The organism is Gottfriedia acidiceleris (assembly GCF_036421055.1).
GTDB lineage: Bacteria > Bacillota > Bacilli > Bacillales > Bacillaceae_G > Gottfriedia > Gottfriedia acidiceleris_C.
Genome location: NZ_JAZGQS010000051.1, coordinates 1 through 503, shown reverse-complemented (window position 1 = coordinate 503; position 503 = coordinate 1). Strand labels below are relative to the sequence as shown.

The 503-nt window shown below is 53.7% G+C and carries 1 rRNA gene; it reads right to left on the bottom strand.

Annotation, left to right across the window (positions count from 1 at the left end):
- A 23S ribosomal RNA gene (locus RAH41_RS22540) occupies positions 1-503 on the bottom strand; the annotation flags it as partial.

The following is a 503-nucleotide window of genomic DNA, read 5'->3' as shown; positions in this document are numbered from 1 at the left end:
TTTAGGAGGCGACCGCCCCAGTCAAACTGCCCACCTGACACTGTCTCCGAGCCGGATCACGGCTCTAGGTTAGAATTTCAATACAGCCAGGGTAGTATCCCACCGACGCCTCCACCGAAGCTAGCGCTCCGGCTTCTCAGGCTCCTACCTATCCTGTACAAGCTGTACCAAAATTCAATATCAAGCTGCAGTAAAGCTCCACGGGGTCTTTCCGTCCTGTCGCGGGTAACCTGCATCTTCACAGGTACTATAATTTCACCGAGTCTATGGTTGAGACAGTGCCCAAATCGTTACGCCTTTCGTGCGGGTCGGAACTTACCCGACAAGGAATTTCGCTACCTTAGGACCGTTATAGTTACGGCCGCCGTTTACTGGGGCTTCAATTCAGAGCTTCTCCCGTAAGGGATAACCCCTCCTCTTAACCTTCCAGCACCGGGCAGGCGTCAGCCCCTATACTTCGCCTTGCGGCTTCGCAGAGACCTGTGTTTTTGCTAAACAGTCGC